At 28.9% G+C, this 21,184-nt stretch carries 22 protein-coding genes and 1 pseudogene; 19 read left to right on the forward strand and 4 right to left on the reverse strand.

The features are described from left to right. The first annotated feature begins 11 nt into the window (after positions 1 to 11). The 3 genes and pseudogenes from AXY43_RS24345 to scpB all read left to right on the forward strand — a co-directional run bounded on the left by AXY43_RS24345 (position 12) and on the right by scpB (position 2,957). Positions 12 to 1,201: pseudogene (locus AXY43_RS24345) on the forward strand (D-alanyl-D-alanine carboxypeptidase family protein). A gap of 426 nt (positions 1,202 to 1,627) precedes the next feature. Beyond that, complete coding sequence (locus AXY43_RS24350) at positions 1,628 to 2,374, forward strand: segregation/condensation protein A (RefSeq protein WP_023975061.1); 747 nt, start codon at positions 1,628 to 1,630, stop codon at positions 2,372 to 2,374. Further along, complete coding sequence (gene scpB, locus AXY43_RS24355; RefSeq protein ID WP_039771842.1) at positions 2,367 to 2,957, forward strand: SMC-Scp complex subunit ScpB; 591 nt, start codon at positions 2,367 to 2,369, stop codon at positions 2,955 to 2,957. The genes AXY43_RS24350 and scpB overlap by 8 nt, the downstream gene beginning before the upstream one ends. A gap of 166 nt (positions 2,958 to 3,123) precedes the next feature. On the opposite strand, the gene ytfJ is transcribed toward scpB, so the two are convergent. Together ytfJ and AXY43_RS24365 are read right to left on the reverse strand one after the other, a co-directional pair. After that, entirely contained in the window at positions 3,124 to 3,594 is a 471-nt protein-coding gene (gene ytfJ / locus AXY43_RS24360; RefSeq protein WP_011969200.1) for a GerW family sporulation protein, read from the reverse strand. Between the two features lie 23 nt (positions 3,595 to 3,617). Then, the gene (locus tag AXY43_RS24365; RefSeq protein ID WP_023975058.1) at positions 3,618 to 4,160 is read right to left on the reverse strand and encodes a DUF2953 domain-containing protein; all 543 of its coding nucleotides are present in this window, start codon (positions 4,158 to 4,160) and stop codon (positions 3,618 to 3,620) included. 141 nt (positions 4,161 to 4,301) lie between these two features. Here AXY43_RS24365 and AXY43_RS24370 point away from each other — a divergent pair, with 141 nt between their 5' ends. The 16 genes from AXY43_RS24370 (at position 4,302) to AXY43_RS24445 (ending at position 19,726) form a co-directional block, all read left to right on the forward strand. Beyond that, positions 4,302 to 5,156 (forward strand): D-alanyl-D-alanine carboxypeptidase family protein, encoded by an 855-nt coding sequence (locus tag AXY43_RS24370; RefSeq protein WP_023975057.1) that lies wholly within the window; start codon positions 4,302 to 4,304, stop codon positions 5,154 to 5,156. A gap of 200 nt (positions 5,157 to 5,356) precedes the next feature. Beyond that, positions 5,357 to 6,346 (forward strand): sulfide/dihydroorotate dehydrogenase-like FAD/NAD-binding protein, encoded by a 990-nt coding sequence (locus AXY43_RS24375; protein WP_023975056.1) that lies wholly within the window; start codon positions 5,357 to 5,359, stop codon positions 6,344 to 6,346. Further along, positions 6,343 to 7,620: an FAD-dependent oxidoreductase gene (locus tag AXY43_RS24380; protein WP_017209624.1), complete on the forward strand. Its 1,278-nt coding sequence runs from the start codon at positions 6,343 to 6,345 to the stop codon at positions 7,618 to 7,620. Before AXY43_RS24375 ends, AXY43_RS24380 begins: the two co-directional genes overlap by 4 nt. Before the next feature lie 249 nt (positions 7,621 to 7,869). Beyond that, positions 7,870 to 8,274 carry a YmaF family protein gene (locus AXY43_RS24385; protein WP_011969205.1) on the forward strand — a complete coding sequence of 135 codons (405 nt, stop codon included), beginning with the start codon at positions 7,870 to 7,872 and terminating at the stop codon, positions 8,272 to 8,274. 245 nt (positions 8,275 to 8,519) lie between these two features. Continuing rightward, positions 8,520 to 10,016: a glutamate/gamma-aminobutyrate family transporter YjeM gene (gene yjeM / locus AXY43_RS24390; protein ID WP_023975055.1), complete on the forward strand. Its 1,497-nt coding sequence runs from the start codon at positions 8,520 to 8,522 to the stop codon at positions 10,014 to 10,016. A gap of 202 nt (positions 10,017 to 10,218) precedes the next feature. Further along, positions 10,219 to 10,746: a hypothetical protein gene (locus tag AXY43_RS24395; RefSeq protein ID WP_023975054.1), complete on the forward strand. Its 528-nt coding sequence runs from the start codon at positions 10,219 to 10,221 to the stop codon at positions 10,744 to 10,746. Next, a complete protein-coding gene (locus AXY43_RS24400) occupies positions 10,739 to 11,137 on the forward strand; it encodes a GntR family transcriptional regulator (RefSeq protein ID WP_011969208.1) in 399 nt (132 codons plus the stop codon). The genes AXY43_RS24395 and AXY43_RS24400 overlap by 8 nt, the downstream gene beginning before the upstream one ends. Then, positions 11,121 to 12,017 carry an ABC transporter ATP-binding protein gene (locus AXY43_RS24405; protein WP_105412307.1) on the forward strand — a complete coding sequence of 299 codons (897 nt, stop codon included), beginning with the start codon at positions 11,121 to 11,123 and terminating at the stop codon, positions 12,015 to 12,017. The genes AXY43_RS24400 and AXY43_RS24405 overlap by 17 nt, the downstream gene beginning before the upstream one ends. Next, positions 11,998 to 13,065 (forward strand): hypothetical protein, encoded by a 1,068-nt coding sequence (locus AXY43_RS24410; RefSeq protein ID WP_023975052.1) that lies wholly within the window; start codon positions 11,998 to 12,000, stop codon positions 13,063 to 13,065. The genes AXY43_RS24405 and AXY43_RS24410 overlap by 20 nt, the downstream gene beginning before the upstream one ends. A 169-nt stretch (positions 13,066 to 13,234) precedes the next feature. Then, entirely contained in the window at positions 13,235 to 13,486 is a 252-nt protein-coding gene (locus AXY43_RS24415; RefSeq protein WP_105412308.1) for a ground-like protein, read from the forward strand. 193 nt (positions 13,487 to 13,679) lie between these two features. Beyond that, positions 13,680 to 14,390 (forward strand): pseudouridine synthase, encoded by a 711-nt coding sequence (locus AXY43_RS24420; RefSeq protein ID WP_012058121.1) that lies wholly within the window; start codon positions 13,680 to 13,682, stop codon positions 14,388 to 14,390. Between the two features lie 224 nt (positions 14,391 to 14,614). Then, positions 14,615 to 15,511, forward strand: a complete 897-nt coding sequence (locus tag AXY43_RS24425) for a MurR/RpiR family transcriptional regulator (protein WP_012058122.1) — start codon at positions 14,615 to 14,617, stop codon at positions 15,509 to 15,511. Positions 15,512 to 15,617: 106 nt separating this feature from the next. Continuing rightward, positions 15,618 to 16,949, forward strand: coding sequence for a CCA tRNA nucleotidyltransferase (locus AXY43_RS24430; protein ID WP_023975050.1), 1,332 nt, complete (start codon positions 15,618 to 15,620; stop codon positions 16,947 to 16,949). Positions 16,950 to 17,215: 266 nt separating this feature from the next. Next, positions 17,216 to 18,247: an FIST signal transduction protein gene (locus tag AXY43_RS24435; RefSeq protein ID WP_023975049.1), complete on the forward strand. Its 1,032-nt coding sequence runs from the start codon at positions 17,216 to 17,218 to the stop codon at positions 18,245 to 18,247. 14 nt (positions 18,248 to 18,261) lie between these two features. Beyond that, complete coding sequence (locus AXY43_RS24440; RefSeq protein ID WP_023975048.1) at positions 18,262 to 19,221, forward strand: methyl-accepting chemotaxis protein; 960 nt, start codon at positions 18,262 to 18,264, stop codon at positions 19,219 to 19,221. Between the two features lie 235 nt (positions 19,222 to 19,456). Further along, a complete protein-coding gene (locus AXY43_RS24445; RefSeq protein WP_012058126.1) occupies positions 19,457 to 19,726 on the forward strand; it encodes a late competence development ComFB family protein in 270 nt (89 codons plus the stop codon). 87 nt (positions 19,727 to 19,813) lie between these two features. On the opposite strand, the gene AXY43_RS24450 is transcribed toward AXY43_RS24445, so the two are convergent. Together AXY43_RS24450 and AXY43_RS24455 are read right to left on the reverse strand one after the other, a co-directional pair. Further along, positions 19,814 to 20,608, reverse strand: a complete 795-nt coding sequence (locus AXY43_RS24450) for a TPM domain-containing protein (protein ID WP_105412309.1) — start codon at positions 20,606 to 20,608, stop codon at positions 19,814 to 19,816. After that, positions 20,605 to 21,171, reverse strand: a complete 567-nt coding sequence (locus tag AXY43_RS24455) for a LemA family protein (RefSeq protein ID WP_012058128.1) — start codon at positions 21,169 to 21,171, stop codon at positions 20,605 to 20,607. The genes AXY43_RS24450 and AXY43_RS24455 overlap by 4 nt, the downstream gene beginning before the upstream one ends. Between the last annotated feature and the right edge of the window lie 13 nt (positions 21,172 to 21,184).

The raw sequence follows: 21,184 nt of genomic DNA on the forward strand, positions 1-21,184 counted from the left end.
AGGCAGTAACTATGAAAAATAATGCAAAAAGAATTATATCTTTTACTTTGATATTTATTTTTACTTTATTACTTTTACCAATTAACTTAGCCAAAGCTGTAGATACGGATGAAAAAGTAAAATCAGATGGAACTAATATTGAAGCAAGATCAGCTTTATTAATGGAACCAATGAGCGGTAAAATACTTTATGAAAAGAATGCAGATGAAAAATTTGCACCAGCATCTGTAACAAAAATTATGACTATGTTGATAACAATGGAGGGCGTAGATAGCGGAAAAATTAAATTAGATGATAAAGTAACTTGTAGTGAAAATGCTAAGAAAATGGGCGGAAGTACAATGCTTTTAGACACTGGAGAAATAAGAACTGTTGAAGAACTTTTGAAAGGTGTAGCGATAGCTTCTGGAAATGATGCAGCCGTTGCACTTGCAGAATATCTTGGAGGTACAGAGCAAGAATTTGTTAATATGATGAACAAAAGAGCGCAAGAACTTGGAATGGTTAATACGACATTCAAGAATTGTAATGGATTGCCAGCAGATGGACATATGTCTACTGCAAAAGATATAGCAATAATGTCAAAAGAGTTATTGAAACATCCAAAGGTTTTAAAATACACAGGAACTTATATGGATAATATATCAGAAGGAAGAAAATCTCCAATAGAACTAGTAAACCACAATAAATTAGTTAGATTTTTTGAAGGTTGTGATGGATTAAAAACTGGATTTACGGATGAAGCTAAATACTGCATTAGCGCTACAGCAACAAGAAATGGAGTAAGAATGCTACTGTAATAATGGGAGCCCCAACTTATAAAATAAGAAATCGTGATGCGGGTGTTTTACTTAATTATGGATTTTCAAAGTATGAAGGGAAAAAGCTTGTATCTAAAGATGAAGAAATAGATAAAGTATATATGGATGAACAAACAGATAAGTTCTTTATGGCAATGGCTAAAGATGACTTAAATGTTATACTTCCTAAGGGAGACAACAAGGATTTAGAGAAAAAAATTGTTATAGATGAGCTAAGAAAAGAATACAAAGCAGGAGATATAGTTGGAAAATGTGAAGTTTATTTGGGTAGCGAAAAAGTAGGAGAGGTAGATATATATTGCGATAGAGATGTCAAGAAAGGCAATATAATTGACAATATAAAATATAATATTAAAAACTTATTCGAAAAAGGTGTATAGCCCGATAAAAAACATTATGAATTTTATATTTTTCTTGTAAAACTATAAATAAGAAATAATTCAAGCATAGCTAAACAATAAATTTAATTAAATTTATTTAGCTATGCTTGTTTTATATTTTTATAATATACATATTTTTAATTAGCTCTTATATATTGTTCTTAAGTGAAACATTTAACTTAAGAAAATTTCAAATGTAAATTTGTTATTCAAAATATATATATTGCAAAAATAATTCTTCATTATAATTCTAAAAATATTGCAAGAATTTTAGCCGTAATTGTGAATTGTGAATTGCAACATATATATATATTAATGATTCTTGTTTTAGATGTTATAACTTGTTATTATATATTATAGTACTTATTATTTAGATTTAAAGTTATAATTTAAGTATAATTCATAATGGAGGTAAAAAAGATATATATGGAACTTCCAAAGATTAAAATTAATGATTTTGAAGGCCCGTTTGATCTTCTATTGCATTTAATAAGAAAGAATCAAATGAGTATATATAATGTAAAAATATATGAAATAACTAATCAGTATCTGAATTATATTAATGAAATGAAAAAGATGGATTTAGAAATAACTTCTGAGTTTATTGTAGTAGCGGCTACCTTAATAGAAATTAAATCTAAGAATTTGTTGCCGAAGCTTAAAAAACAAGAAAATGATGAAGAAGATGATGAGAAAAAGCTTTTAGAAAAACTTATTCTTTATAAGAAAATAAAAGGGGTTTCAGTATTTTTAAAAGACAGATATACTAGTGCTGGCGAGATATATGGAAAGAAACCAGAGGTAATAGAAGAAAAAAGAGATGATACTGATAAAAAAGATTTATTAAAAAATATAAGTCTTATAGAATTGTTTAATATATATAATAATTTACTTGAGATATATAATAATAAGCAAAATAGAAATAACATAATTCAGAAAAAAATATATATGGATAAATATAAAATAGAAGATAAGTTAGAATATATTATGGACAAGTTAAAAACAGAGAAGGTAAGCAGCTTTCACAAGATTATCGAAAATTGTGAATGCAAATTAGAGTGTGTTGTGACATTTTTGGCATTGCTAGAGATGATTAAACAGAGGATGATCAAAGTATATCAAAGCGAAAATTTTAGCAATATATTGATTGAAAGGAGAACAGATGATGAGTAATGATAAAGGGATTCAAATTCCATTTATAGATGACAAGAAAAAAAATTCTTTAAAATCAGCAATAGAATCTTTACTATTTGCTAGTGGTGAACCATTAAGTTTGCAGGATTTGGTTAACCATCTTGAAGAAAAAAATAAACTTATTGAAATTATCATACATGAAATGATGGAAGAATATGAAAATGATAATAGAGGAATAAAAATAATATGTATTAAAGGAAATTACCAGTTAGTTACGAAAGCTGAAAACTCTGATTATATACAGAAGCTTTTGAAGAAAAACAAAAGACAATCTTTATCACAAGCATCTATAGAGAGTTTAGCCATAATTGCTTATAAGCAGCCTATAACAAGAATTGATATTGATGAAATTAGAGGAGTTAAATCAGAGAGTGCTCTCCAAAGGCTTTTAGAAAAAGATCTTATAAAAGAGGTTGGCAGACTAGAAGTGCCTGGTAGACCAATCTTATATGGAACAACAGATGAATTTTTAAGACAATTTGAATTGAAAGATTTAAAAGAACTTCCTACTCTAGATTTATTTGGGCAAGAAGATGTTCAGGAAGATCATGAACAGGAATAAAATTTAAGGATATATCATCGGAATTTATAAATATATTAATACTTGAAATTTTAAAAAACAATAAAATCTATTTTTAGATATTTTATATTTATTTTATTAAATTTAAGAGAGAAATAGTGTATTATTAAATAACTATTTCTCTCTTGAATTAAAAATTAGGAGCAATTTAAATATTATCGCTATCACTGCAATAACATTCTTCGGAATTATTATCAACAGTAGTAGTATTGACAGTAGCAGATTTTTTATTCTTTCCACATATATCTTTTACTAAACTTTTTGCAATATCTAAGATTTGAGGAACTGTATCCACAATTCTATCATATGTAGTATCTTGATCTACAGGTAGCATTCTAACACCATCTTGTTTAACAACTAGGAATGCTACAGGTTTAACAGAAACCCCTGCTCCAGAGCCGCCTCCAAAAGGAAATGTTGTGCTTGTGATATTTTGCTTTAAATTTAGACATTCACTTCCACCAGAAGCAAATCCAAAGCTTAATCTTGAAACAGGAACGATATAAGCTCCATCTTTTGTTTCTATGGCTTTCCCTATTACTGTGTTTACATCAATCATATCCTTAAGATTTTCCATGGTACTTTTCATTAAGTTTTCTACATGTTGTTCACTTGACATAATAAATCCCCTTTATTAAGGGGTCACCTCCCTTGTTTATCGTTATTTTTTAATAAATTAATTATTATATATATAATGTTTGCAAGTGATAAGAAAATTATACTTGAAGTTTCAATTTTTAGTAAAAAATTATCATCAAATACAGGAGTTATTTTAAAATTAAATTTCTTTATATTAAAAAGGTAATTAAGGAGAATGTAAGTTAATGATGTTGTATTATATATGACTCCATAGAAAATTGCAGTTCTCGCAGCATCGTTTAGTGAGTATTCCATAGATAAATTTATTTTTAACAGTGGCTTATATTTTAAATTATTTAAAGTAGAAATCAGATGCTTGAAATTTATTTTACTATTAATTTTTGAAAAAAATTTATGCTTACTTTTAATTAAAGGTGAATTTTTGAGTTTTTTTATACGTGTTATTCTTTTCTTATTTTTAGAGATAAGATTAAATCCATATAATTTTATATAATAATCTACGGTAGAATAGTAAATACTAAATTTAATGGGAATAGGAATAAAAAATATTAATAAGACCACTAAAAAGACATAAAATAATTTCATAAAATTCCTCCAAACTACATCTACTCCATAATTATTGACTAATAATAAAAAAATAAACCTAGAAAATTATCAAAATTAGGTTTAAAAATTAATTTTAAAGGTAAACTAGAACCAAATAGTAAGTTTAGAAGGTGATTAATTATGCGAAAAGGTACTAGTAAATACACTTCATTGATAGCACTAATTCTTATATGTACTCAAATAATATGTATAGATGCAAATGCCAAAGGTAAAGGTAATAATTTAAGGGTAAATGCTAGATCTGCGATTGCATTGGATAAGGAAAGTCATGCAGTTTTATTTGAACAAAATGCTTATGAAATAGTTCCAATGGCAAGTACAACAAAGATACTTACTTCTTTAATAGCTATTGAACAAGGTAATCTAGATAAAAAAGTAGTAATAAGTAAAAAAGCAGCTAGTATAAGAGGGTCTACAGTTGGATATAAAGAAAATGAAGAAATTACTTTGAGGGAGTTAGTTTTTGGATTAATGTTTAAGTCGGGAAATGATGCAGCAATAGCTATTGCCGAGGAATTAGGGGGATCAATAGAAGGATTTGCGGAAATAATGAATCATTATGCTAGGGGCATAGGAATATTAGATTCACATTTTGAGTCTCCTCATGGATTGGATAGTAGTAAACACTATTCTTCAGCATATGATTTAGCGATACTTACTGCTAAGGGCATGGATTATGATCTATTTAGAGAAGTAGTAGGAAGTAAACAAATCTCAAAAGAAAAGTATAATTTTACAAGAGATTATAATAACATAAATAAAATATTGTGGAGAATTCCAGGAGCTAATGGTGTTAAAACAGGATATACAGGCCAAGCTGGTAAGTGTTTAGTTTCATCAATTAATAATAATGGCAAAGATGTGATAATTGTAGTTTTAAATTGTCCAGATAGATGGAATGTGACAGAAAAAATATATAATTATGTATTAGAGAAAGTAGCATTTGGGAATCATACAGTTAAAGAATTGGTTTAGTAAGCAATAGTAGATAGTTTTTTATTACTATCTACTTTTTTTATTAAATAAAATATTTAGAAAATCAAAAATAAATTCTTAGGGTATAAGGTATAGATTAGAATATTGGAAAATAAATAATTTTAAACAATTATATTTGTGTCAAATTAGATATTTTAAAATAATTTATATTAGAAGCAATTTTATCTAAAGGAGAAAAAATGGTAAAAGAAGCTATTGATTGTATAGATGCGGGAACGGAGTATTGTCCATGTAAACTTGCAGAGTATGGGCAGTGTTTGACATGTTCCCAATGCCAAGGAGAAGTTTTTTGTGATTGTTTGAATTGGAAGGGGGTTTGTATATATCAAGAACTCCATAATAATGGAAATAAAGCAAAAGAAGGGCGTAAAACTTTTGAATGTAATGTGACAGAGGTACTAAATTATAATGATGAATTAGTGATAATTAAATTTAAAGCTCCTCATAAATTAGTTATAGATTTGGTGAAGCCTGGAAGTTATATATTTATAAGAACTGATGGAAATACTTATTTCGATGTTCCGATATCTATAATGAATTCAGATATAGAAAGTGACATTATCATGGTTGCTGTTGAAATTAGAGGGGTTAAAACTGCTAAATTATTAGATATTAAAACAGGCGGGAACATAGTAATACGTGGACCTTACTGGAATGGTGTTTTTGGAATTAAAAATATATTGGCCCAAAAGAATAATAAAGCATTAGTACTTGCAAGAGGTATTGGATTAGCTCCTATGATACCTGTAGTAAGAAAGTTAATTTCACAAAATAATGATATACAAATAATAATCGATAAAGATCCATTTGAGGAAAATTTTTCTGAAGAAATTTTATCCGAATATAAAATAGAGGTATCAGAGTGTTCACTACTGGATAAGGGCAAGCTCTCAGATCATGCAAAAGTATTGATTAAGGATTCGCTTAAAAATGGAACTAATTATATTCATGTAGCAGGAGCCGATATCTTGACTTATGGTGTTATTAATTATTTAAGCGACATTAATAGAAATGATGTCTCACTTTCATGTTGTAATAATTTTAAGATGTGCTGCGGTGAAGGAATTTGTGGAGCATGTACATCAAGATTTTCAGGTCACAGAGTAAAAAGATTCTGCAAAGAACAGGCTGACCCGAGAAGTATTTTTGAAGGGAGAAGATTTATATGAAGGTTATTATTGTTGGCGGAGGTTGGTCTGGATGCGCGGCAGCAATTTCGAGTAAAAAAGCTGGAGCAGATGTTACTATAATCGAAAAGACAGATTTGTTACTTGGACTTGGTAATGTAGGTGGAATAATGCGTAATAATGGTAGATATACTGCTGCAGAAGAATTAATAGCTCTTGGCGGAGGAGATCTGATTAAGATCACAGATGAAATTTCAACTCATAAAAATATAGATTTTCCAGGACATAAACATGCTACACTGTATAATGTTAATTTAATAGAGGGAGTTGTTAGCAAATATTTGAAATCATTAGATATAAACCTAATGATGGAGAGCAGAGTTAATGACATAAATTTTGATGGACAAAAAATAAAAGGTGCTTATCTTAGCGATGGAACTTATATAGAAGGTGACGTATTTATAGAGACAACAGGAACTACCGGGCCTATGGGAAATTGCTTGCGTTATGGAAATGGCTGCTCAATGTGTGTTTTAAGATGTCCTGCGTTTGGGCCTAGAATTAGTATTAGTGAAAGATGTGGAGTTTCCGATATTCAAGGAGAAAGAGGAGATGATATCTTAGGGGCGTTCTCTGGTTCTTGTAAATTGGCTAAAGAAAGTTTGTCAGATGAAATAAGAAATGAGTTAGATTCTAAAGGTGTTGTAATTTTAAAAGTTCCTAAGGAAGATATAAATTATGATAAATTAAGTACAAAAGTATGCCAACAATATGCGCTCAAAGAATTTGCTGAGAATATCATACTCTTGGATACGGGACATGCAAAGCTAATGACAACTTACTATCCGTTATACAAACTAAGGAAAATAAAAGGATTAGAAAATGCTAAATATGTTGATCCATACGCAGGAAGTAAAGGAAACTCAATTAGGTATTTATCAGTTGCACCAAGAACTAATGACTTAAAGGTAATTGGCGTAGATAATTTGTTCTGTGCAGGTGAGAAAAGTGGATTATTTGTTGGTCATACAGAAGCAATGTGTACTGGTGCTTTAGCTGGACACAATGCGGTAAGATTGGCTATGGGAATGCCGCTTTTGATACTTCCTTCATCTATAGCAATCGGAGATATGATAACTTACGCAAATGAAAAGGCGAGTACTAGAGAAGGAAGAAAAGATAGATATACTTTCGCAGGTTCAGTATATTTTAATAGGATGAAAGAATTAGGCCTGTATACAATAGATGTAGATGAAATTACAAAAAGAATCCAAAAAGTAAATTTAGATAATGTTTTTAGCCAAAAATTATTATAATAATTATTACAGTTAAGAGGAAGTTATAAAGATTTAAAAGACATGGTATTTAAAATCATGTCTTTTATTTTTACAAATAAACATAATGTACACGTTAGTTTAAATAAGTTAGGAAAATTTTATTCTATAAGTTGACATTAAATAAACTTTAGTTAATTAGAAAGATAGATGAAATAAGTTAGGCTTTTTAACACCAATCATATGATCGTACATAACATATAGTATATAAAAACTGAGGAGGAATTAGATATGAGCAACAATAATAATTGCGATATTGCTTATGGTCGTCATTATAGAGGAAACCAACTTGGTGATAATTATTATAGGTATAGGGATCATAATCATGAATTTCTATCAAGCACAAATTATGAAGAAGATGAGAATTGTGAAGAACACAATCATCGCATTGCTGGTACCACTGGCCCAGCAATAAGGGTTGGACTGTCTCATGTTCATAGAATCGAAGAAGTCACAGACACATTTAATGATCATAATCATAGAGTTTGCATTACAACTGGTCCAGCGATTTATATTTCACGAAATAAGCATATTCATATAGTTCAAGGGCAAACATCATTCAATGATGGGCATGATCACGATTATTTTTTTACTACTCTAATTGACGATCCATCTAATGTACCAGATAGAAATTAACGATAAATTAAGATGTTTTTATTTGCATATATTATTGCATAAACAAATATGAGTCGTCATAGTTATTAACCACACTCTAGTATAAATAGAGTGTGGTTAATTAGTTTTTCTATTCTTTAAGAATTTATAATGTATTTAAATATTTAAATATAGCATAAAAGTACATCAAAATTGCAAATAATAAATAAAAATATTATTCATTCTATTTGAATATGTTAAGTATTTAAAATTAAGGAGTAACAAAAATGGCAGAAAATAATAAACAAAAGAAATTAACATTAATTACATTAATTCTAATGATTTTTACATCAGTTTTCGGATTTGCTAATATGCCAAGATCTTTTTATCTTATGGGTTATGGTGCAATTCCTTGGTTTATATTAGGAGGGATAACATATTTTATACCATTTGCATTCATGATGGCAGAATATGGATCTGCATTTAAAGATGAAAAAGGTGGTATATACTCATGGATGGAGAAGTCTGTGGGCCCTAAGTTTGCCTTTGTAGGAGTTTTCATGTGGTATTCTTCTTATGTAGTATGGATGATAAATATATGTTCTACTATTTGGATTCCATTATCAAATACAATATTTGGAATAGATACTACATCAAATTGGGGAATACTTGGATTGAATTCAACTCAGGTTTTAGGGGTACTTGGTGTTATATGGGTATCTGCAACATATCTTATATCAAAAAGAGGAATAAGCAAAATAACTAAGATTACATCAGTTGGAGGAATAGCGGTAGCACTTCTAAACATAGTTTTGATAATAGGGGCAATTATAATATCTATATTAAATAAGGGACAATTTAGAGAGGAAATTACATCTATAATGTCTTTTGTTAATTCACCAAATCCAGCTTATCAGAATGTTAGTTCAGTTTTATCATTCCTAGTCTTTGCTTTATTTGCATATGGTGGTATCGAAGCTGTGAGTGGACTTGTTGATCAAACTGAAAATCCAGAGAAGACATTTCCTAAGGGAATTTTAATGGCAGCAGCTATAATTTCTGTTGGTTATTCTCTTGGAATTTTCTTGATTGGAATATTTACAAACTGGGCAGGCACTCTTTCAGGTGAAAACATCAATATGGCAAACGTTGCATATGTTGTTATGAATAATTTAGGATATACTTTGGGCAGTTCAATGGGGTTAAGTAATTCGTTATCTATACAAGTTGGAAATTGGGTAGCTAGGTTTGTTGGATTATCAATGTTTTTAGCATTAACAGGAGCGTTTTTTACACTATCATATTCTCCACTTAAACAGTTAATAGAAGGAACGCCAGCAAAACTTTGGCCAGGAAAGATGGCTGTTATTGATGAAAACGAGATGCCAATAAATGCAATGTTTATTCAAACTATTATAGTAGCAGTTATGGTGCTATTTGTTTCTATGGGAGGAAGCAGTGCAAAATTATTTTTCACAATGTTAGTATTAATGACTAATGTCGCAATGACTATACCATATTTATTTTTATCAAGTGCGTATATATCATTTAGAAAAAAAGATAATATAGAGAAGCCTTTTATAATATTGAAAAGTAAATCATTTGCTATATTTATAGGAGTTATAGTTACGGCAGTGGTTGGATTCGCAAATTTCTTTACAATTGTCGAGCCGGCAATCCATGGGGATTACAAATCGACATTTGCTATGATTGCGGGACCTGTAGTTTTTGCTGTAGCAGCATTATTAATCTATGCTAATGGAGAGAAGAAAAAAGATATTTAGAAAATTGTTTGTACATAGTAAAAATAACTAGGGGTTAAAATCTCTAGTTATTTTTATTATTAATATTTTCGGTTACATTATGTATATTAAGGAAAAATTAAGAAATGTTAAACAATTATTAATTGAAAAAGCAAGAAATGAGTTTTATAATTCAAGTGTACTATATAAGCTAGTACACTTAATACAATTAGGAGGGAAGTTTATGAAAAAATCAACGATAATTATTATGTTTGGAATTGTCATTATAGTTACTGCTTTTCTTGGGATGGATAATAATAAAATGTATCAGAAACAGAAGCATTTCGAAACTGTGAATGAGGTTCTAGATCAACTAAATGATAAACCGTTAAAAGCAATTGATGATACCGGAAAGTTAACTGAAACAAATGAATTTAAGGAATGTTTTTCAGAACGAAAAAGGTTAACTAATTTCGAGTTTAATTTTTCGAAGGTAAACATAGAAAAAGTATGTGATCTTAATGAAAAGGATAAAAGTGAGATGCTAAGTGAATATGATGGATTCCGAAATAATTTTTCTAAAAGACGTCCGATAACAAGAGAAGAACCAGTAAGCTTAATTGTTGATGCATATAATTACAGCTCTCTAAAAGAAAAAGATGATAGATCACAAAAGCTAAAAGTTAACTTAGTCTTCGTAGATGAGGGGGAAGGTTTAGTAATTGATTATATTATGTATCATTCTTATGTAGAAGGTAATGACAATGCTTAGAATCGATCCTAGGAGTAGTACTCCTATCTATGAACAAATAGAACTTGGGATAAAGGAACTTATTCTAAAAGGAGCTTTAAAGATGGGAGAGAAATTACCATCAGTTAGAGAGTTGGCATCAATACTTATGATAAACCCCAATACAATAAGCAAAGCCTATGGTGAACTTGAAAGAGAAGGTATAATTGAAACTTTAAGGGGAAAAGGAACTTTTATAACATCTAATTATGAAGGTAAGGGGGATCATAAAAAAATGGAGCACATTTCAAATGAATTAAAAAAAATTATACTTGAGGCAAGTTATGGGGGCGTTAGTAAGGAAGAATTTATAAGGTTGGCACTTCAAATATTTTCCGAGTTAGGGGTGGATGATAATGATAGAAGTAAATAATCTATCCTTTGAGATTGATGGAAAACAAATTTTGAAAAATATAGATATTAGAATAGATAAAAATAAAATATTTGGAATTATAGGACCAAATGGTGTGGGAAAAACTACACTTTTAAGATGCTTAACAGGAATTTATAAAGGGACATCAGGAAATGTATTTTATGAGGGACAAGATGTTTATGATAATATAGACGTTAAAAATAAAATTGGCTATATAGCGGATGAGAATATCATGCAAACAAATTTTAAAGTTAGCGAAATACTGAAGTATTATAAATATTCATATAAAAATTTTGATGAAAAGAAATTTAATGAATTAAATAAAATTTTTAAAATTCAAACTAATAAGTATATATTCCAATTGTCCAAAGGGATGAAAATGAGACTTTCCATAATGCTAGCTTTTTCTATTCATGCTGAATATTTAATATTGGATGAGCCAACATCAGGACTAGATGCAATACTAAAGAATAAATTATTAAAGATATTTGCAGATGAAGTTTTTGAAAATGGTATAACTATAATAATAAGTTCTCATCATTTAAATGAACTTGAGAGAATTTGTGATGATGTGGCTATTTTAGATAAAGGCGTAGTTACATATGAAAATTCTGTGGAAAATATGAAGAATAAGATAAAAAAGATACAAGTGGCTTTTGATGAGCCTGTTTACGAAGAAGATTTAAAACTTAAGGGAATATTTAAAATTAGTAGAGTTGGCAGAGTCTTTACCATAATAACTGATGAATATGACGGGGAATTTATAAAAAGCTTAGAAAAATTCAAACCGTTATTTATTGAAGAAATAGATTTAAGCTTAGAAGATATCTTTATCTATAAAGTTGATAAGGAGGATAATGATGAAAAAATATTTAAATAAAGGATTGCTATATGCATGGTTCAATTCTGCTAAGGCAGCCATCTCTATAGGATTATTAGTATGGGGAGCTGTAGCATATGAAATTATAAAGAGCAATTTAAGTAATGTTAGAAATCAACTTGCAAACAATTTTGATAACTACTACTATACAAATTCTTGGAATGAATATTTCATGCTAGCAATTATATTTGTGGCTATATATTTTATAGCAAAGGGAATTAATAAGAGAAATACTGAAATGTTCTTATGTAGTGGACCATATACAAAAAAGCAGATTAGATATAATGAATTTATATGTCTTTTAATTACATTAATACTTTTTGTAATGACTTATGTTTATATTGCAACAGTATCATATTTCGGTAATGTTGAATTTATATCCGTTGTTGAAGGATATTGGAATATAGTTATTATAGAAACTTCAAAAATAATTTTACTTGGAATTATTGGTATAATGTTTATGTTAATAATAGATTTAATGTTTTCTAATTCAGTAATAGGATTTATTAGCATGATTTCAATAATACCTATATCTATTTCCATAATAATAGCTAAATTTATTTCTATATTTGAATATTTTGGAGTTAATAAGGATTATAGTTTGTTAGATAAAATAAGAGGTGTAGATTATAAAAATAAATTAGGAAGAGGCTTTTTTGAGATTGTATTTGATAGAATTAGCGTTAAAGATATAATAATCAGAAATTTATGGAGTGAGACGGTAATTATTTTATTTGTTATTATAATTATGATTATTGTTTACAGTGTAGTTCAAAATAAGTATAGACTAGAGAACGCTAATAAGATATTTTCATCACAAAATAACGAAAAGATTTTAGTGATATTAGTATCAACAGCAGCTGGATCATTTGCATCATTGTTTTTAACTGAAAGTTTTATTCATAGTTTGCAGCGAAAGAATGGAAATTCTATGGTATTAATAGGATCAGACTTAATCAAGGGTCTTGGATTAGATATAATATGCATGCTTTTAATTGGATTTATAGCCTATAAAATAATAAAAAGAATATTAAAAAATATAGTTTAGGTTATAAAAAAAGTTTTTATAAACAAAATATTTATAGATTTTAAATTAGTGAGAACCATATGAAGTAATGATACTTGTAGATGGTTCTCATATTTTATTTAAATCATAAAGAACAAAAAATATATGTATCGAATAGAATATATTAACAAAAGAATAGGAGATGATCAACATGTCTAAACATTCTAATGATTGTTGCTGCTGTAAATGTAATTCTTGTTGCTCTTGTAAACCTAGTTGCTGTAACGTTTGCGGATGCGGCGGCGGCTGCGGAGGATACGGTGGTGGATTTGGAGGCTACGGCGGCGGCTTTGGAGGCGGCTTGGGTTGCGGAGGCGGCTTTGGTGGCTGCGGAAGCTGGCTTTGGATTTTATTAATTTTATTCCTTGGTGGCGGAGCAGGTTGCGGAGGATTTCTCTGGTAATTTGATTAATCATAAGGAGTACAATTTAAAAGTAGCCTTATAATTAGATAATAGAAACGCTGGTGACAGCGTTTCTATTACTTTACTATTCAAATAAAAATAATTAGAAAGTTGTATTATATAAGTGAAAAAGATATAATCTAAAATGTAAAAGTATAAATGTATTTATATGCTAAATGGAGTGATTTAAATTATGGAAGAAAGATTGCAGAAATATCTCGCAAATTGTGGAGTAGCTTCAAGAAGAAAATGTGAGGAATTAATAATTTCAGGAAAAGTTAAAGTAAATGGGGTTATAGTTAATGAAGTAGGAATAAAAGTAGATCCATTAAAAGATATGATAGAATATGATGGAAAGGAAATAAAAAAGAAAGAAGATAAAGTTTATATAATGCTCAATAAGCCTGAGGGATATATTAGCTCGGTTAAAGACGAAAAAGGCAGAGATACTATTTTGGATATAGTTAAGGTGAATGAGAGAATATATCCAATTGGCAGATTAGATTATGATAGCTCAGGATTATTGTTATTAACAAATGATGGGGAAATTTACAATAAAATAATCCATCCAAGGGTAGAAATAATAAAAAGGTATGTGGCGGTAGTTAAGGGAGAGATAACTGATAAAGATAAGATGAAGTTTGAAATAGGTATAGATATTGGAGGGTATATTACTGCTCCAGCTGAGCTTAAAGTTATTAGTTATGATAAAGGCGTTTCGACTATTGAGATTGGTATTCATGAGGGAAAGAACAGACAAATAAGAAAAATGTGTGCTGCTATACACCATGATGTATTATCTTTAAAAAGAATATCTATAGGGGAAATAAAACTAGGATATTTAAAAAGAGGGGAATATAGAAAGTTAAACAAAGAAGAACTAGATTATATTAATAGTTTATAGAAAATAACTAATCATAATGACAGATAAAGGAAATTTGATTGTACATCATTAATAAATTAAAGTAAGATATTGATTTTAAAATATAATACGTAATGAAAGTAGCTTGATAAAATATTGCAAAATTTTAATATGCTCTGTGAAAAACAAGTTATTTGTTGAATATTTAGAAATAAGATGATAGAATTAAGATAATATTATTCAATGTTGTAACAGGAAGGCAAAAGATGGATGAAGTAAATAATGAAAACAGTAAAGATTTAATGAGATTAATTCAGGGAAAATTTATAAGGCTAAGTAAAGGTCAGAAATTAATAGCTGAGTACATATTAAAAAATTATGATAAAGCAGCATTTATGACGGCAGCCAAACTAGGAATATCTGTTGGAGTTTCTGAATCGACAGTTGTAAGATTTGCGATTGAGCTTGGCTTTTCAGGATATCCTAAATTGCAAAAAGCATTACAAGAACTTATAAAGAATAAGCTAACAACTGTACAGAGATTAGAGCTTAGAAATGATTATTTTTCTGATGGAGATGCATTAAAAGGTGTACTAAAAGCTGATATGGAAAATATACGTGCAACTCTTGAAAAAATTAATCAAAACACGTTTGAAGACGTAGTAAAGGGGATTTTTGAGGCAAATAGAATATACATAATTGGTCTTAGAAGTTCTACTGCTCTTGCGGAGTTTTTAGGGTTTTATCTAAATATAATACTGCAAAATGTTAAAATTGTAAGTTATGGAATTTCAGATGTATTTGAACAAATGATAAATGTAGGAGATGGAGATTTAGTTATAGGAATTGGTTTTCCTCGATATGCTGCTAAAACTATTGATGCATTAGAATTTTCACAAGATAGAGGAGCCAAAGTGGTTGCTCTCACGGATAGTTTACTATCACCTCTTGCGTCTAAAGCTGATCACACATTAATTGCACAAAGTAATATGGCATCATTTGTAGATTCTTTAGTTGCACCTATGTCGGTAATAAATGCACTAATTATTGCAGTAGGAATGCGAGAGAAGGAAAACATATCTGATATTTTTGGTAATTTAGAACAAATATGGCAGACGTATAATGTTTATTCTTATAATAATAGAAATGTTGCAGATGATTAAAATTCTAGTAAATAGAGCTGTTCTCAGATGATTATGAGGGCAGCTTGTTTTTATTAGATAAAGATAAATTTATTTTGATAAGAATGATAAGTTTAGAGGTGAAATATTGAATAAAAATATAGAGATGCCTAAAAATGTTGCATTAATCATTGATAGGTTATTAGAAAATGGATATGAGGCTTATATGGTTGGAGGATGTGTTAGAGATTGTATTCTAGGAAAAGAACCTAAAGACTGGGATATAACAACTAATGCTAAGCCACTAGAAGTAGTGGAGTTATTTGATAAAGTTATATTAACTGGATTAAAGCATGGAACAGTTACAGTAATGTTAAATAAAGAGAGTTATGAAATTACAACTTATAGATCAGATGGTGAATATGAAGATAATAGACATCCCAAAGAGGTTAAGTTTGTGAGTTCTTTAAAGGAAGATTTGGCGAGAAGAGATTTTACCATTAATTCAATGGCATATAATAATATAAGTGGATTAGTAGATTATTTTAATGGGATAGAGGATTTGGATGAAAAGGTAATAAGAACTGTAGGTGAACCTAGAAAAAGATTTGGCGAGGATGCATTAAGAATGCTTAGGGCAATTAGGTTTTCTGCCCAACTAGATTTTACTATTGATAGGTTAACACTAAATTCAATAAAAGAACTTAAAGATAATATAAGAAATATATCAAAAGAGAGAATAAGAGAAGAATTTAATAAGATATTACTTAATAATCCAAGAAAAATAGAAATGTTGAGGGAATGTGGAATTTTAGAATACATAGTTCCAGGAATAAGCAAAATCTATAATTTTAATAAAAACAATTCTTGCCATTCACATGATTTATATAATCATGCAATTATAGCAACTGAAACTGTAGAATCCCAGATATATTTGAAATTGAGTATGCTATTTCATGATTTTGGAAAGGCTTGCACAATAAGAACTGATGAAAATGACAATTTGCATTGCAGTTCTTATTCAAAGGAATCCTCAAGAATAGCCAATGAAATATTAAAATATTTGAAATATGATAATAATACAATTAATAAAGTTACACTTCTTATACAGTATCATGACTATAGGATGGATAATAAAGTATCTATAAAAAAACTATTAAGAGAAATAGGTATAGATCTTTTTAAAGATCTAATTAAGATTAAGCGAGCGGATATACTTGCTCAGGAGTCCAAAAACTCTAAAAAACATTTAATAAATTTAGATGAGGCCGAAAATATTCTTAATAAAATAATTGATAAAGATGAATGTTTTACTTTAAAAAATTTGAAAATCAATGGTGGAGATTTATTGTCTTTAGGATTTAATAAAGGAAAAGAAATTGGTGAAATCTTAAATCATTTGTTGGATATTGTAATTGAAGATCCTAAATCAAATGAGAAACAGGAACTAATTAAATTAGTTATGAAACGATGGAGATAAAATTTATTAATATAGAATATGTTAATGATCAAAAGATATAAATTCAAATTAAGCGCTGCTCATTTTGAATTTATATCTTTTATTTTAAGTTTTTTTAATTTGTATATATAAATATTTAAGTTTTTATTTAGTTAAATCTATACAATAAATTTAATTAATGAGAAAATAATTGTGTGATTGTATTTTGTAGAAAAATTGGATATAATTATAGTGAAAATTGAGAAAATTTTTACATTTAAGAAAAAATTAAGGGTGGGGATAAGATTATGAGAGAGTTAATGTTTTCAAACGTACAAGAAGCGTCAAATTTTATAAATAATAATTCTAATATAGGATTTGTTATATTTTCAAATGTAGAAAATGTTACAGAATTATCAACATTAGTATCTTCAAATGTTATACTTTGTTCTACGTCTGGAGAGTATGGAAGAAATGGTTATGAAGATGGAGTTATTTCTGGATTTCAATATGATATTTGTGATGGTGAAGTTGTAGAGATACTTTATCCACCAATAAAAAGTGTGAATAATTTAAAAGGTGCTTATGAAAAAATTAAAACTAACAAGAATGCTTTTTCACTTTTATTATGCGATGGTCTAACTGGAATGGAAGAAAGTATTATAGGTACCCTCTATTTTGTAGATGATAATTTTAAAGTCATAGGTGGAAGTGCTGGAGATAATCTTAAGTTTAAAGAAACATTCATATTTATAGGTAAAAAGCGTGTTCATAGTGTAATGATTTTCTTTAATACAAAAAGAAGAACTACTATAATAAAAGAAAATATATATATACCAATGGGACAAAGACTATTAGTAACTGAAGCCGACCCTATAAGCAGGACGATAAAGACATTCAATAAAGTTCCAGCTAGCATCGAATATGCAAGAGTTTTAAATGTAAAAGAAAGTGATCTTTCTAATTATTTTATGAATAATCCTTTAGGAAAAATGTATGAAGATGAAATTTTTATATCTTCTCCTATGAAAGTAAACCCAGACAAATCAATCACATTTTATTGCCAGGTTATGTCGAATACCTTTGTTGAGGTTCTAAAACCAGTTGATCCAATAAGCCAAGTAAGAAATACAGTTGAGAAGATTGGATTTAAACCTAGCTTTATGTTGTCAATAAACTGTATATTAAGAAGTTTGAAGTTTCAAGAAGATAATATTTGGAAAGCAATAGATAAAGAACTACTTTCATTCTGCCCTAATACTGCTGGATTTGTAAGCTATGGAGAGCAATTTTATAAAAAACACGTAAATCAAACTATGGTAATATTAGCAGTTGAATAAAGGGGGATATTAATATGTTTAAATTTAAAAGCAAGGAAATAAGCACTATACAAAATCAAAATGAAGTTAACAGTAATGAGAAAGAAGAATGCTTCCTATATGTGAATGAAGTTATGGAGTTAACATCTATAATAGAAAATAATATAAAAACAGTTATTAATGAAGAAGGAAATATGACGTACGGGCTGGATAAACTTCTTAAAGGTACTGAATATACGACTAAGCAAACAGAAAATGTTAATGAATATTTACAGGTTTTATCTAACAATAGTGATAAGACAGAAAATCTTGTACAGGATGTTTTTCTTAGTCTTGATAATTCTCAAAAAGAAATAGATAATGCAAGAAATGATTTTAATGAATTAATAAATCAGGTCGGCACAGTTTCTAAGGTTTTTGATGAATTTATCAATTTAATTTCAGAGATACAAAATCAGTATAACAGTATTCAAGGCTTTGCTAATATTATAAATGGAATTGCCCAGCAAACAAATTTATTATCATTGAATGCAGCTATTGAGGCAGCTAGAGTTGGTGAAGCTGGAAAAGGGTTTACCGTTGTAGCTAATGAAATAAAAAAACTTTCTGTTGATACCCAGAAAAATGCTAAAGATATTATGAATTCTTTAGATGATTTGACAAAATCAATGGAGGAATTATCTAGTAAATCTAACGAAGGAACTGAAGTTATAAATAAAACAACTAACATTATAGAAGGGTCTTCGTCTATACTAGATAAAATAATAGATGCTGAATCAGAAGTATATAAACATGTACAAGGAGTTCAGGACTCTCAAAAGAATAATTTACATGGAATAAAGGAGATATCAGTAAATTTAACTAATTTAGTTGAGAAATCAAGAACTGAAAATCAGCAATTACAAAACCTAGTATATAGCATACAGAAAAAGGGTGATTGTTACCTAGACATACTTAATTATATAAATCAAATTAAAATCCTTAAAAAGGAATAAATGCTGTATAAAATATTTTTACATAGTGAGTAAACTAACAAGCATAAAGCAATAAAAGATGAGTTTAGTAGAGCTCATCTTTTATTATTTTAAATACAGATAAATGATTTTATAAGGGTTAAAATATTCTAAGATTAGTGATATAATTGTTCTGTTAGAAAATTGTGGTACAATCTCATTGTCAGTGGTAAAGATTAGATAATGCTTAAGACTTTAATATTAAGGAGAAAACATAATGGAGAATGTTATTAATTATATGGAAATATGGGTTAAGGAGTATATGGAAATCTTGTTAGCCAAAACAGATGGATGTAAATGCGATAAATGTAAAAGGGACATCTTCACACTTTCTCTTAACAATTTAAAACCATACTATGTGGCAACACCTTTAGGAAAGATAATGGCCAAAATAGAAAGTACTAAACAACAAGTTGAAACTGATATAATAGTACAAGTTACAACTGCGATAAATAAGGTTAGTAATAACCCTAATCATGATAGATAAACATCTCAGGAAAATATTACTACTGATATTAAGAAAACTATAAAATATCGTTTAGAAGAATACCTTTATTTTATGGTTTGGGTGGTTCTACCAGTTTCCACTAGAGCCACCACCACCAGAAGAGCCACCACCGAAGCCACCAAAACCTCCTCCTGATGATCCACCTCTGGGACCACGGCCTCTAAAGATGCTACTCCAGAAAATAATCTGAAGTAGTGAAAAAGAAATTCTACCTTTATTAAAGATAATATCTAGAAATAGCAGACCTAGAATTATACTTTCAAACACCTTAGTTCCGGTATTAGATTTAATAGTATTTGTATTTTTTTCCGAGATATTTAATGATTTATCCAGAGTGATATTATACTCTTTTGCTATATAATCGCAAAAAGTACTATAAGAATTAAGTAGACCTTCACCATATTTTCCTTCTATAAAACTAGGCTTAGCAACTGATTCCATGATTCTGCTGCTTAAAACGTCTGGAATAGCACCTTCAAGTCCACGGCCAACTTCAACTCTCCATGCCCTATCATTTAACGCCAAAAGAACCAATAAGCCGTTATCTTTACCTTTTTCTCCGATGCCCCATGATCTAAAAAGAGTATTAGCATAGTCTTCAATAGGTATATTATTAGTTGAGTTTATAATAACTACAACAGCTTGTGCGCCAGTTTTGTCTTCTAATTCCTTTCCTATAGAGAGTATGCCATTCACCTCAGTCTCGCTAGCTATATGTACATAATCATTTAAATATTTGTAAGATGTAGGAGAAGGAACTTTAATTTCAGCACTTGCTGAAATGAGGAAAATTGAAGAAACAACTAAAAGAAGAAAGCTTAATAATGAATTTAAAGATCTATGTATTAATTTTTCTATCATTTTGTAAAATCTACTGAAGGAACCTCTTTTGAGCCTTCGCTAGCTTTATAGAGTGGTTTCTCTTGGAAACCAAATAATGAAGATACTATATTACTTGGAAAACTTCTTCTTTTAGTATTATAATTTGTTACAGCAGTATTATAATCCTGCCGCGCTATTGCAATTCTATTTTCTGTTCCTTCTAACTGGACTGATAGATCTCTGAAATTCTGATTAGATTTTAATTCTGGATAATTTTCAACTATAGCCAATAGTCTTGAAAGGGAACCGGAAAGTTGATTATCAGCATCAGCTTGATCCTGTATATTTGTTGCACCAGATAATCTGCTTCTTGCATTAGCGATATCAGTAAATATGGATTTTTCTTGTGTAGCATAACCTTTAACTGTATTAACTAAATTAGGAATTAAATCCGATCTTCTTTGCAATTGAGTGTCAATATTTGAAGATGCAGAATTGGCAGTCTGTTCTAAAGAAACTAGATTATTATAACTACTTATAGGAATACCTACGACTATCAAGATTATTACCACAATTATTGCTATTTTTGTACTTTTTCGCATTAAAAAGCCTCCC

The sequence above is a fragment of the Clostridium sp. MF28 genome, from assembly GCF_002969175.1.
Classification (GTDB): Bacteria; Bacillota; Clostridia; order Clostridiales; family Clostridiaceae; genus Clostridium; species Clostridium beijerinckii.